Here is a 12,174-nt window from a genome sequence, read left to right on the forward strand (position 1 = left end):
GCCAGGCCGCCGGCGTCAGACGAAGAAGGAAATGGCGCCGGTGGCCAGCGCGAGTACGGTGATGACCAGGGAGGTCAGTACCGCCCATTTGACCGTGGCCTTCTGGAAATCGCCGATGTCGCGGTCGACCATGCCCACCAGCAGCAGCGTCGAGGCCACCAGCGGACTCATCAGGTGCACCGGCTGGCCCAGCACCGAGGCGCGGGCGATCTCCACCGGATCGATCCCATAGGCCGCGGCGGCATTGGCCAGGATGGGCACCACGCCGAAGTAGTAGGCATCGTTGGACAGCACGAAGGTCAGCGGCATGCTGGTGATGGCCACCACCAGCGGGAACCAGTGGCCCCAGGCCGGCGGAATCCAGTCGACCAGGGTCTGGGCCAGGGCATCGACCATCTTGGTGCCGGAAAAGATGCCGGCGAAGATGCCCGCGGCGAACACCAGCAGCACCACGGTCATGGCGTTGCCGGAATGCGCCAGGATGCGCTCCTTCTGCAACTCCAGCTGCGGGTAGTTGATCATCAGCGCCAGCACGAAGCCGATCATGAACAGGATGGCCGCGTGCATCACGCCCATGACCAGGGCGGTCATCACCGCGATCACCAGCACCAGGTTGACGTAGGCCAGGCGGGGGCGCTTGTTCGGCGAGTCACCGAGGATCTCCTCGATATAGCACTTGCCGCCCGCCGCCCCGCCGCTTTCCAGGGCAACGTTGCCGATGCGCGCGCGCTCGCGGCGACCGAGCAGGAAGGCGGTGAAGACCACCCAGGCCGCCCCGCCGATCACCGTGGGCAGCATGGGAATGAAGTAGGCGGTGGCGTCCAGCCCCAGCGCGGCGATGGCGCGGGTGGCCGGGCCGCCCCAGGGACTCATGCCGCTCATGATGCTCAGCGAGAGCATGGAGACCGTCGCCAGCACCATGGGATTCATGCCGATGCGCTTGTACAGCGGCAGCATGGCGGCGCAGGTGATCATGTAGGTGGTGGTGCCGTCGCCGTCCAGGGCCACCAGCAGCGAGAGCAGCGCGGTGCCGATGGCGATCTTCACCGGGTCGCCGTTGACGCGCTTGAGGATCTTGCGGATCAGCGGATCGAACAGTCCGGCATCGATCATCAGGCCGAAGAAGAGGATGGCGAACAGCAGCAGCGCCGCCGAGGGCGCCACCATCTTCAGGCCGTCGAGCATCATCTTGCCGGTGGTGGGGGCGAAGCCACCGATGAGGGCGAAGACGATGGGCACCACGGTGAGCGCCACGATGGGCGACAGACGTTTGCTCATGATCAGGTAGGTGAAGGTCACCACCATGATCAGACCGAGAAGCGCGAGCATAGGCATATCCCTTGTTCTTGTTGTAGGTCTGGCCAGACGCGGGCCAGCCGATCCCCGCCTCCGGCCAGCTGACGGCGCGGAGGTGGGAGTGCAGCGGAAGCGGGGTTGGAACGATCAGGCGTGGGGACGGGCGTCCGATGCCGTCCACTCGGCAGCCTCGGGCAGCGCCAGGGGTTCGGCCTTGCCACTGGCCAGGGCACGCATCAGCTTGTCGCGATCGCAGGCGTCCTCGCCCAGCGCGATCACCACCGTGGCCACGGCGTTGCTGGCCAGGCTGGTCAGGGCGCGGGCCTCGGACATGAAGCGGTCGATGCCGATGAGCAGGGCCAGACCGGCCAGGGGGATGTCATGGATCACGGTGAGGGTCGAGGCCAGGGCGACGAAGCCGCTGCCGGTCACCCCTGCCGCACCCTTGGAGGACAGCAGCATGATCGCCAGCATGGTCAGGGTCTGGCCGATGGTGAGGTCGATGTTGCAGGCCTGGGCGATGAAGACCGCGGCCAGCGACAGGTAGATGGCGGTGCCATCCAGGTTGAAGGAGTAGCCGGTGGGCAGCACCAGGCCGACCACGCCCTTCTTGCAGCCCAGGCCTTCGAGCTTCTGCAGCATGCGCGGCAGCACCGGCTCGGTGGACGAGGTGCCGAGCACCACCAGGAATTCCTCGCGGAAGTAGCGCAGCAGCTTCCACAGGCTGAAGCCGCGCGAGCGGCACAGCGCGCCCAGCACCACGAAGACGAAGAAAGCGCAGGCGATGTAGAGGGTGGCGATCAGCTTGGCCAGGGAACCCAGCGAGGTGATGCCGTACTGGCCGACGGTAAAGGCCAGGGCGCCAAAGGCACCCACCGGCGCGAAGCGCATCAGGTAGCCGAAGATGCGGAAGACCATCTGCGACGCCGACTCCAGCACATCCAGCACCGGCCGGCCGCGCTCGCCCATGGCGGACAGCGCGAAGCCGCAGAGCACGGCGATGAACAGCACCGGCAGCACCTCACCCTTGTTGAACGCCCCCATGAAGGTGTCCGGGATGATGTGCATGAAGAAGTCCACCACGCTGAGCTTGGCCGCCGACGCCGTGTACTGGGCGATGCTGGCGGTGCTCAGGGTCGCGGGATCGATGTTCATGCCCACGCCGGGCTGGAACAGATAGACCGCGCCGAGGCCGATGAACAGGCTGATGACGGTGAGCACCAGGAACAGCAGCAGCGTCTTGCCCATCAGCCGACCCAGGGTGCTCTTGTCGGTCATGCCGGCGATGCCGGTGACGATGGTGCAGAACACCACGGGGGCGATCATCATCTTGATCAGCTTGATGAAGGCGTCACCCAGGGGCTTGAGCGCGACGGCCTGTTGCGCCCAGAAGTGACCGACCAGCACCCCGAGGACCACGGCGCAGAGGATCTGGAAGTACAGCGATTTGGCAAGTTTCATGGGGCATCACCGTTTATTGAAGTTGTGCGGATGCGCTGGTGGTTGGGGGATATCGCTTAGCTGGCAAGCCTCCGCGCGGTGGGCGCGTACACGTGGCCGGCGAACAGGCGGCGCGCGGTCCGGACGACCGAGGCCTGGATGGTAGTGCCGTCCGCGCCGCCGCGCGACAGCACGACGTCGATCCCGCCGCTGGGATGCTCCAGGCGGACGTGGGTCAGGTCACGCGTCGACTCGCCGAGCAGAGCCATCACCACTGTTTCCGCGGTGACGCAGGCGGTGGCCAGGCCGATGGAACCGGTGATGGCCAGGGCGCGGTGGCAGCTGTGCGGCATGAAATAGCGCACCTGCAGGGTGCCGCCGTGCTGGGGTGCAGACACCAGTACCGGCTTGGGGATCACCTTGCCGCTGACATCGCCCAGGCCCATGGCCCGACCCGCCTGCAGACGCAGGGCTTCCAGCCGCGCCAGCAGCGCCGTGTTGGCGTCCAGCTCGGCCGGCCGCTCGCTGCCGGTCACGCCCAGGTGGCGGGCGTCGACGATCATCATCGGCATGGCCATGTCGATGCAGGTCACCGGCACGCCGTCGAAGACATCGGTAGCCTGGCCGGTGGGAAACAGCTTGCCGGTCTTGCTGCCCACGGCGTCAAGAAAGGTCAGCTGCACCGGCGCGGCGGTACCGGGCACGCCGTCGATGGCGGTGTCGCCTTCATAGCGCACCAGGCCGCCCGGCGTGTGCACCAGCGAATCGACGAAGCTGTTGGTGTTGAGGTTGCGGATGCGCACCAGGGTCTTGCCGTCTTCAGCGGCGACCAGCCCCTGCTCCACGGCGAAGGGACCCACGGCACAGAGCATGTTGCCGCAGTTGGGCGCGGTATCGACGCGGCGCTCGGCGACCATCACCTGGACGAAGAGATAGTCCACGTCGGCATCGGGATGGCTGGACGGGCTGATGATGGCGACCTTGCTGGTCTGGGGGCTGCCGCCACCAATGCCGTCAATTTCCAGTTCGTGACCGGCACCCATGAGGTCGATCAGCATCTCGTCGCGCTGGACGGGATCGCTGGGCAGGTCGCTGGCAAGGAAGAAGGGACCCTTGGAGGTGCCGCCTCGCATGAGAACGCAGGGAATACGTTGCATGACTGCTGACTCTTGTTGATCAATAGCGGTTATTGATGTTCTGCAGGCAAGATTGGCAGCCGGATATAAATCTATCCAATGCAAATATCAGCGTTATTATTCCACTTGGATAATCAATTACGCCGAGGTTCCGAGGCAGGGCAATCATGGACTACGAGCTGCAAGACATTCGATCTTTCGTGAAAATCGCCGAACTGGGCAGCTTCCATGAGGCCGCCGACGCCCTGCACCTGTCGCAGCCGGCCCTGAGCCGACGCATCAAGAAGCTGGAAGACGGCCTGGGCACGCCCTTGCTCGAACGCACCACTCGTCGCGTCGGACTCACCAGCGTCGGCCGCGATTTCCTGCCCAAGGCGCGGCGGCTGCTGGACGACTTCGAGGATTCCATCCTCAGCATCCGCGAACTGGCCGAGCGCCAGACCGGCCAGGTCACCCTGGCCTGCATCCCCACCGCGGCCTTCTACTTCCTGCCCTCGGTGATCCGCCAGTACAACGAGCAATACCCCAAGATCCGCATCCGGCTGCTGGACCTCAGTGCCAACGACGGCCTGGAGGCCGTGCTGCGCGGCGAGGCCGACTTCGGCATCAACATGCTCAGCGGCCAGCACCCGGACATCGAATTCGTCCCCCTGGTGCAGGAGCAGTTCGTGCTGGCCTGCCGGCGTGACCACGAACTGGCCGGACGCCCGTCGATCAGCTGGGCCGAGCTGGTCGAGCACCGGCTGATCGGCGTGGGGCGCCTCAGCGGCAACCGGGTGCTGCTCGACCATGCCCTCTCCGCGCGCGGCATACGCCCCAAGTGGTTCTACGAGGTGCAGCACCTGTCCACCTCCCTGGGCATGGTGGAAGCCGGCCTCGGCGTCTCGGCCATGCCCAGCCTGGCCATGCCGGACGCCGACCACCCGACCCTGGTCAGCGTGCCCCTCACCGATCCGGAAGTGACCCGTACCCTCGGCCTGGTCTCGCGCCGCGGGGCCTCGTTGTCGCCCGCCGCGGAAAAATTCGTCGCCATCCTGCTCGGCCAGTGGAAGACCGAACAGCCCTAGTCCGCGCCATGCACGCGCCCCTGTCCTGAACAGCAGCGGCCAAGCGCCAGTATCCAGTGAACGTCGCGTCCCCTTGGGCGGTCTGTTGGCTGCAACAACTGGTTACGGTCAGGTCCGCTCATGTCCCTAGCGCGAATATCGCGTCCTTCTACTCCTCGCCCGGGGAGCACCTCGCGGCACTGCTCAGGCGTCCGGGCGCTGGCCGGCCTGGTGCTCGCCGCTTCGCTCACGGGCTGTTCGCCGCTGCAGCACGGCTTTCTCGCCCCGGCCGGTCTCGCCGCCAGCGGCGAACGCGACCTGCTGCTGTGGATCGTCGGCCTGGCGCTGGTGGTGGTGCTGCCGGTGATCCTGCTCACCCCGCTGATCGTCTGGCGCTATCGCCACGGCAACACGCGCGCCGCCTACCGGCCACGCTGGGAGTTTTCCTGGCTGCTGGACGTCTTCGCCTGGGGCGTACCGGCGCTGATCGTCGCGGTGCTGGCCTTCTTGGTCTGGACCCGCACCCACAGTCTGGACCCCTATCGCTCGCCGACGCCCGGCGAGGCGCCGCTGGAGGTCCAGGTGATCGGCCTGGACTGGAAGTGGCTGTTTCTCTATCCCGAACAGGGCATCGCCACGGTCAATGAGCTGGTCTTGCCGGCGGGGCGGCCGGTACAGCTCAGGCTCACCAGCGATACGGTGATGCAATCCCTGCTGCTGCCGCGCCTGGGCGGCCAGATCTACGCCATGGCCGGCATGCAGACCCAGCGCTATCTGCAGGTTCCGGCGCCCGGTCAGTTCGAGGGCCGCAATGCCCAGTACAGCGGCGAAGGTTTCCAGGACCAGCACTTCCCGATCCGGGTGCTGGCGGAGGCGGATTTCCAGGCCTGGACCCGACAGGTCGGTCAGGCCCGCGAAGCCCTGGACTGCGCCCATTACCAGGTGCTGGCCCGCCCCGGCACCCTGGAGCAGGCCGCCGAGTGGCGCCTGACCCAACCTGCCCTGTTCGCCTGGGTGCTGGCGCGCTATCGCCAGGACCCGGTACCCACCTGTGCCACCTTTACCGGAGCCGCCCATGACTGATTCCTCGGCCCTCTGGCACCTGCTGTTCGGCCGCCTGGGTTACGACGCCCTGCCCTTCTACAGCCTGATCGCCACCTGCGGCGCCAGCGTGGTGATCCTCGGCGCCCTCGCTACGGCCGGGGTGATCACCTGGCTCGGCAAATGGCGCTATCTCTGGCAGGAGTGGTTCACCAGCCTGGACCACAAGCGCATCGGCATCATGTATGTGGTGCTGGCGCTGGTGATGTTCAGCCGCGGCGTAGTGGAAGGCGTGATGATGCGTACCCAGCAGGCGCTGGCCATCGATGCGCCGGGCTACCTGCCGCCGGAACACTTCGGCCAGCTGTTCAGCACCCACGGCACCATCATGGTGTTCTTCGTCGCCATGCCCTTCCTCACCGGGCTGATCAACTTCGTCATGCCGCTGCAGATCGGCGCCCGCGACGTGCGCTTTCCCCTGCTCAACGCCATCAGCCTCTGGCTGACCGTGGCCGGTGCCGCCCTGGTGATGGTGTCCCTGGTGCTGGGGCGCTTTTCCACCGGTGGCTGGAGCGGCTACCCGCCCTATACCGGCATCGACTACCAGCCCGGCGTCGGCCCCGACTACTGGATCTGGGCGCTGACCCTGAGTTCCCTCGGCAGCACCCTCACCGGCCTCAACTTCGCGGTCACCCTCTACAAGGAAAGGGCGCCGGGGATGCGCCTGTTCCATATGTCGCTGTTCAGCTGGACGGCGCTATGCACCAGCATCCTGATGATCTTCGCCATGCCGCCGCTGACCGTGGCTACCCTGCTGCTGGCCCTGGACCGCTACCTGGACTTCCACTTTTTCACCAATACCCAGGGCGGCAACCTGATGAACTACATCAACCTGTTCTGGCTGTTCGGCCACCCGGAGGTGTACATCCTCATCCTGCCGGCCTTCGGGGTCTTTTCCGAGGTCTTCGCCACCTTTTCCACCAAGCGTCTCTATGGCTATCACTCGCTGGTCTGGGCCACCCTGGTGATCGCCGTGTTGTCCTTTACCGTCTGGCTGCACCACTTCTTCACCATGGGCCAGAGCCCCAAGATCAACGCCGCCTTCGGCATCGCCACCATGCTCATCGGCATTCCCACCGGGGTGAAGATCTACGACTGGATGGCGACCATGTTCCGCGGTCGCATCCGCCTGACCACGCCGCTGATCTACGCGGTGATGTTCATCATGCTGTTCGTGATTGGCGGCCTCACCGGCATCACCCTGGCCACGCCGCCAGTGGACTACCAGGTGCACAACACCGTCTACCTGGTCGCCCACTTCCACAACATGCTGATCCCGGGAATGCTGTTCGGCATGCTGGCGGGCTACCACTTCTGGTTTCCCAAGGCCTTTGGCTTTCGCCTCGACGAGCGCTGGGGCCGCATCGCCGCGCTGAATTTCGGCCTGGGCTTCATCCTCGCCTTCATGCCCCTGTATGTGCTGGGCGTCTCTGGTCTGCCGCGACGCAGCCAGGCCATCCACAACCCCGATTTCGCTCCGCTGCTGTGGGTCGCCGAACTCGGCGCCGTGGTGCTGCTGGCCGCCCTGGGCAGCCTGGTGATTCAGCTGGTGGTGAGCATTCGGCGCCGCGACAGTGCGCGGGTGCCGGCGGGTGATCCCTGGAACGGCCGGACCCTGGAATGGGCGGTCGCCGCGCCGCCGCCGGAGTACAACTTCGCCGTGCCGCTGCCGATCAACGACCGCGACCCCTTCACCTGGCTCAAGGAACAGGGCCTGGCCTACGACCGGCCGCGGACCTATGCCGATCTGGTGCTTCCCAGGAACAGCGCCGTACCGGCCATCGTCGGTGTGGCGGGCTTCGCCTGTGCCTTTGGCCTGGTCTGGCACATCGGCTGGATGGCCGTACTGGGGCTGCTGGTGGCCTGGGGCGCGGTGATCGCCCGCAGCTTCCAGCGCGATACCGAGCGACTGATCTCGGCGGCGGACGTTCGGCGCGAGCATGAGGCCTGGCTGGATGAGGTCGCCGCGACCCGCCCCGTCACGCGCGACGAGGAAACCGGGCCGGGCAATCGTGGCCTGGCGGAGATGGCGCCATGAGTTCGCGTGATATGAACCACGCCGGCCTAAACGTCGGTCACACCGACCACGCAACCCACGCCGAGGCCGAATACTCGCTATTCGGCTTCTGGATCTTCCTGATGAGCGACGCCCTGGTGTTCGCGCTGCTGTTCGCCATCTATGCGACGCTGCAGCACGCCACCGCCGGGGGACCGGTGGCCCGGGACGTCTTCGAGATCGGCAGTGTCACCGTCCAGACCCTGGTGCTGCTGGCCAGCAGCTTCACCTACGGCCTGGCGTCGCTGGCGATGAAGTACCACGAGGGTCGCCTGCGGCCCCTGGTGACCTGGCTGCTGGTGACGCTGGCCCTGGGGCTGGTGTTCCTCGGCCTGGAAGTGCACGACTTCCTCGGCATGGCGGACAAGGGCGCCCTGCCCCAGCGCAGCGCCTTTCTCTCGGCCTTCTTCGCCCTGGTGGGCATGCACGGGGTGCACGTCGCCAGTGGTTGCCTGTGGCTGGTGGTGATGCTGGTGCAGCTCAGGGTGTTCGGCCTGGATACGCCGGTGAAGACCCGGCTGATGCGCCTGGGGCTGTTCTGGCATTTTCTCGATATCGTGTGGGTCGCCATCCTGTCGGTGGTCTACCTGCAGGGGCTGTTGCCATGAAGCGTGACGACTATCGCCGAGAACTGGCGAGCTATGTGATCGGCCTGGTGCTGGCGGTGACTCTGAGCCTGATCCCCATCGGCCTGGTGCTGTTCCCGACCTGGCCGCGCGGAACCACCCTGGGCGTCATCTTCGGCCTGGGGCTGCTGCAGATCCTGGTGCACCTGCGCTGCTTTCTGCATATCAGCCTGGGTCGCTCGCACCGCCACGACCTCTATCTGCTGCTGTTCACCAGCCTGATCCTGGTGCTGATGGTGGTGGGTAGCTTGATCGTGCTGGGTGATCTGCACCACCGCATGGGTTGATACCGGTCGCCGTCCCTGAAGACGGCAACCGGATCGTCACCCACCTTACTGGGTGCGCGTCACCCGCCAGACGGTATTGGCCAGGTCGTCGGCGATGATCACGCCGCCACGTTGGTCCACCGCCACCCCGACCGGTCGGCCGCGGGTCTTGCCATCGTCGCCAAAGAATCCGGTGGCGAAGTCGATGGGCTCGCCGGCCGGACGGCCCTGCTGGAAGGGCACGAAGACCACGCGGTAGCCCACCGGCTTGTCACGGTTCCAGCTGCCGTGTTCGCCGACGAAGACGCCGTTGATGAACTGACCGCCCACCGCCGCGGTGGCAAAGGTCACGCCCAGGGCGGCGACGTGAGAACCCAGGCTGTAGTCAGGCTTGATGGCCGCGGCCACCTTGGCCGGATTCTGCGGCTGGGCGCGGGTGTCGACGTTCTGCCCCCAGTAGCTGTAGGGCCAGCCGTAGAAGCCGCCCTCGCGGATGGAGGTCAGGTAGTCCGGCACCAGGTCCGGGCCGATCTCGTCGCGCTCGTTGGCCACCGCCCACAGCTGGCCGCTGTCGGGCTGGATGGCCAGGGCGGTGGGATTGCGCACCCCGGTGGCATAGCTCTTGTGCGCGCCGCTCTGGGCATCGATCTGCCAGATCACCGCGCGGTCCACCTCGACATCCATGCCGCGCTCGCCGACGTTGCTGTTGGAGCCGATGCCCACATAGAGGTAGCGACCATCGGCGCTCGCGGCGAGGGACTTGGTCCAGTGGTGATTGATCGCCGCCGGCAGATCGACCAGCTTGTCCGGCGCGCCGCTGGCCTGGGTCTGGCCGTCCTGGTAGGGAAAGCTGACCAGGGCGTCCTGGTTGGCCACGTAGATCCGGCCATTGGCGAAGGCCAGGCCATAGGGCGCGTTGAGATTCTCGGCGAACACGGTCTTGAGTTCGTACTTGCCATCGCCGTCGGCATCGCGCAGCAGGGTCAGGCGATTGCCACCCTTCACCTGGGTGTTGCCCTGGGCCTTGATGTAGCCGGCGATGACGTCCTTGGGCTTCAGCTTGGGCGCGTTGCCGCCACGGCCCTCGGCCACCAGGATGTCGCCATTGGGCAGCACCAGCATCTGCCGCGGAATGCGCAGGTCAGTGGCGATGGCGGTGATGGTGTAGCCCTGGGGCACGGTGGGCGTGCGATCGCCCCAGGGGGCCGGCTCGGCGATCTTCATGCTCGGCAGGAGGCCGCGCTGGGGTTCGGGCAGCTTGGGATCGGGTCCGCGCGCCTGGGTGTCGGCACCGCCTTCGTTGCCGCAGGCGGCCAGCAGCACGGCCAGACCAAGGACGCTCAAGGCTCTTGGAGTGCTCATCGAACCACCTCCGAACGCAGATTGGAGAGTGCGATCCAGGCGGCCACCAGGCTCAGCACCGAGACCACCACCGAGAGGATCAGTCCGGCGGGCATCACCGCCCAGGCGTCCTTGGCGTGTTCGAAGGCATTGACCAGCCCCAGCACCCAGGCCAGCAGCAGCAGGAGGAAATAGGCCACCGGCCGGCGGCCGCGGAAGCGCGCACCGAACAGATTGCCGAGGGCGAACAGCAGGGCCAGCCCGGACAGCAACAGCGCCCCGGCGATCAGCCAGGCGGCGAAGTTGGCCCACTGGATCTGCATCGTCTGGTAGTAGGCGATATCACTGAGCAGGCCGCCGATGAACAGCGGGACGGAGCCGGCCAGCAGCAGCGCGTGCAGCGGGCCGGGCCGGACAGGGTGGTAATGGTGGGCAGCTACGGTCACTGACGACTCCTTTTCTAGACGGGACGTGGCAGGGCCGGGCAGCCACTGCGCAACGCAAGACGCACTGAAAAGGATTGCGCGCGCCCGGGGTTAGTTCAGCCGCTTCGCCTGGCGGACACCTCTTGCAAAAGAAGAGATAATGACAGTCTCGTTGCAGCCACGGCCTCTGCCAGGCGCCTGTCCGGCAATGCCGCCCGTGCAACCCGCTGTCCAGCTGCCGACCGAAGGGCTGGACGTCACCTCGTCCACAGGAATCTTTCGCGCATGACCTCTTCCCGGTCCGTCGACCAGGCCTCCCGGCGCGCGGCCATCGTCCTCGCCTGCTGCCTGCCCAGCGACGTGCTGCTCTACCTCGTCCTGCCCATGTACGCCCCGGTCTTCGGCATCACCCTGATCGAAGCCGGCATCCTGCTGGCCGCCAACCGGGTGATCCGCATCGTCGGCTATCGCTATGTGGTGCAGCTCTATGCCCGCTGCGGGGATCGGCGCAGCCTGGTGGTGGCCGCCGTGGTGGCCACGCTCTGCGCCCTGGGCAACGCCAACCTCTCGGGCTTCTGGGCGTTGCTGGGGCTACGCCTGGCCTGGGGCCTGAGTTTCGCCACCTTCAACCTGTCCACCCAGGTGCTGGCCACCGCCGACCCGGCCGGCGCCGCCCGGCGCACCGGCACCTCCCGGGCGCTGATCGCCATCGGCCCCATGCTCGCCCTGTCCGCGGGTGCCTGGCTCACCCTGCAATACGGGCCGCGGGCGGTGCTGCTGCTGAGCAGCGGTCTCTGCCTGATCGGCCTGCTGCTGGCCCTGGGGCTGCCGCGCGTCGGTCACGAATTGCCGGCGCCCGGGCGGCGCCTGCGCTGGCCGGATCGCATCGTCACCTGGTCCTTCATCGAGGGCGTGACCCTGGACGGCCTGTTCATCTTTGGCCTGTCGGCCTTTTCCCAGGCGGTACTGGGCGGCGACGCCGTGCTGGTGGCCGGGTTGCTTATGGCGCTGCGCTATGTGTCCGACATGCTGCTCAGCCCGCTCGGCGGTCGGGCGGCGGATCGCTATGGCGCAGCACCCATGCTGGTGGTCTGCTCGACGCTGACCGCGCTGTTCCTGATCGCCTTCGGCTTCCACTGGCTGATCCTCGGCGCCGGCGGAGTACTGATCCTGCGCGCCCTGCAGATCCCCCTGGTGGTGACCCTGGTCGCCACCCGCCATCCCGGCCAGGCCCGGCTGCCGGCGCTGGCCTCCAACGCCATGTGGCGCGACGTGGGTGCCAGCGTGGGGCCGCTGCTGGCGGGCGTGCTCATCCCCCTGGTGCCTTCGACCCTGCTGTATCCGCTGTCCGGCCTGGCCATCCTGGTCAGCTCCCTGGCCTGCCTGAAATTGAAACCGGCTTCCGAGTAGCTATCCGTACCCTGGCGTCCGTTGCGGACGC

11 protein-coding genes are annotated in these 12,174 nt (G+C 66.8%); 6 read left to right on the forward strand and 5 right to left on the reverse strand.

Going from position 1 to position 12,174, the window contains the following annotated elements; all coding sequences use genetic code 11:
* Positions 1–15 precede the first annotated feature (15 nt).
* From PVZ72_RS12725 to PVZ72_RS12735, 3 genes are all read right to left on the reverse strand, one after another.
* On the reverse strand, positions 16–1,329 hold the full coding sequence (locus PVZ72_RS12725; protein WP_133860755.1) for a CitMHS family transporter: 1,314 nt from the start codon (positions 1,327–1,329) through the stop codon (positions 16–18).
* A 114-nt stretch (positions 1,330–1,443) separates the two neighbouring features.
* Positions 1,444–2,757: a C4-dicarboxylate transporter DctA gene (dctA, locus tag PVZ72_RS12730; protein WP_187979458.1), complete on the reverse strand. Its 1,314-nt coding sequence runs from the start codon at positions 2,755–2,757 to the stop codon at positions 1,444–1,446.
* A 56-nt stretch (positions 2,758–2,813) separates the two neighbouring features.
* A complete protein-coding gene (locus PVZ72_RS12735) occupies positions 2,814–3,893 on the reverse strand; it encodes a 4-oxalomesaconate tautomerase (RefSeq protein ID WP_133860757.1) in 1,080 nt (359 codons plus the stop codon).
* Between the two features lie 146 nt (positions 3,894–4,039).
* Here PVZ72_RS12735 and PVZ72_RS12740 point away from each other — a divergent pair, with 146 nt between their 5' ends.
* From PVZ72_RS12740 to PVZ72_RS12760, 5 genes are all read left to right on the forward strand, one after another.
* Positions 4,040–4,939, forward strand: coding sequence for a LysR family transcriptional regulator (locus tag PVZ72_RS12740; protein WP_133860758.1), 900 nt, complete (start codon positions 4,040–4,042; stop codon positions 4,937–4,939).
* Positions 4,940–5,149: 210 nt separating this feature from the next.
* Positions 5,150–6,001 (forward strand): ubiquinol oxidase subunit II, encoded by an 852-nt coding sequence (locus PVZ72_RS12745; RefSeq protein ID WP_252977132.1) that lies wholly within the window; start codon positions 5,150–5,152, stop codon positions 5,999–6,001.
* Entirely contained in the window at positions 5,994–8,057 is a 2,064-nt protein-coding gene (locus PVZ72_RS12750) for a cbb3-type cytochrome c oxidase subunit I (RefSeq protein WP_273862081.1), read from the forward strand. The genes PVZ72_RS12745 and PVZ72_RS12750 overlap by 8 nt, the downstream gene beginning before the upstream one ends.
* A complete protein-coding gene (locus PVZ72_RS12755) occupies positions 8,054–8,683 on the forward strand; it encodes a cytochrome c oxidase subunit 3 (protein WP_187979461.1) in 630 nt (209 codons plus the stop codon). The genes PVZ72_RS12750 and PVZ72_RS12755 overlap by 4 nt, the downstream gene beginning before the upstream one ends.
* Positions 8,680–8,988: a cytochrome o ubiquinol oxidase subunit IV gene (locus tag PVZ72_RS12760; protein ID WP_064309514.1), complete on the forward strand. Its 309-nt coding sequence runs from the start codon at positions 8,680–8,682 to the stop codon at positions 8,986–8,988. Before PVZ72_RS12755 ends, PVZ72_RS12760 begins: the two co-directional genes overlap by 4 nt.
* Before the next feature lie 45 nt (positions 8,989–9,033).
* Here the strand turns inward: PVZ72_RS12760 and PVZ72_RS12765 are convergent, their stop codons facing one another.
* Both PVZ72_RS12765 and PVZ72_RS12770 read right to left on the reverse strand, forming a co-directional pair.
* Complete coding sequence (locus tag PVZ72_RS12765; protein WP_273862082.1) at positions 9,034–10,329, reverse strand: PQQ-dependent sugar dehydrogenase; 1,296 nt, start codon at positions 10,327–10,329, stop codon at positions 9,034–9,036.
* The gene (locus PVZ72_RS12770; RefSeq protein ID WP_160922612.1) at positions 10,326–10,754 is read right to left on the reverse strand and encodes a DUF2231 domain-containing protein; all 429 of its coding nucleotides are present in this window, start codon (positions 10,752–10,754) and stop codon (positions 10,326–10,328) included. Before PVZ72_RS12770 ends, PVZ72_RS12765 begins: the two co-directional genes overlap by 4 nt.
* A 264-nt stretch (positions 10,755–11,018) precedes the next feature.
* Here PVZ72_RS12770 and PVZ72_RS12775 point away from each other — a divergent pair, with 264 nt between their 5' ends.
* Positions 11,019–12,143, forward strand: a complete 1,125-nt coding sequence (locus tag PVZ72_RS12775; protein WP_273862083.1) for an MFS transporter — start codon at positions 11,019–11,021, stop codon at positions 12,141–12,143.
* Positions 12,144–12,174 lie beyond the last annotated feature (31 nt).

The organism is Pseudomonas sp. LA5, assembly GCF_028640825.1.
Lineage (GTDB): Bacteria > Pseudomonadota > Gammaproteobacteria > Pseudomonadales > Pseudomonadaceae > Chryseomonas > Chryseomonas aestiva.